Source organism: Bacillus sp. 01N45 (assembly GCF_056399205.1).
On record NZ_JBFTQW010000079.1, the window covers coordinates 1 to 363 of the forward strand.

General features: G+C 73.3%; 1 protein-coding gene. It reads left to right on the top strand.

The annotated features are described in order from the left end of the window. Positions 1-83 precede the first annotated feature (83 nt). A complete protein-coding gene (gene trbK-alt, locus AC1DMU_RS29805; protein WP_476941710.1) occupies positions 84-308 on the top strand; it encodes a putative entry exclusion protein TrbK-alt in 225 nt (74 codons plus the stop codon). The last annotated feature ends 55 nt before the right edge of the window (positions 309-363 follow it).

A 363-nucleotide genomic window follows, 5' to 3' on the forward strand; every position in this document is an offset into this window, starting at 1 on the left:
GCGCAGGCCCTCGAGGCGGCCGACCGGAGCGCCGCGCGCGCCGACGCCAAGGCCCGCTTCGGCCGGTTCATGGGCAGGCAGCCGTGAGGCGCGGGCTCGTGCTGGTGGTCGTCGCGGTGATGGCGCTGATCGCGGGGCTGCAGGCAGGGCGGGAGGAGAGGCCCGTCCTGGCGGTCGCCGCGCCGCGGGCGTCTGATCCCGAGCTTGCCAGGTGTCGCGGCGCCGGCGAGGCCGCCCTGGTGGACGCCGCCTGCCAGCGGGCCTGGCGTCAGGCCCGCGAGCGCTTTTTCGCAAGGTCTTCGTCATGAACGACACCGGCGTCATCGACACCTTCTTCGACACCTTCAACCGGATGATCGACAG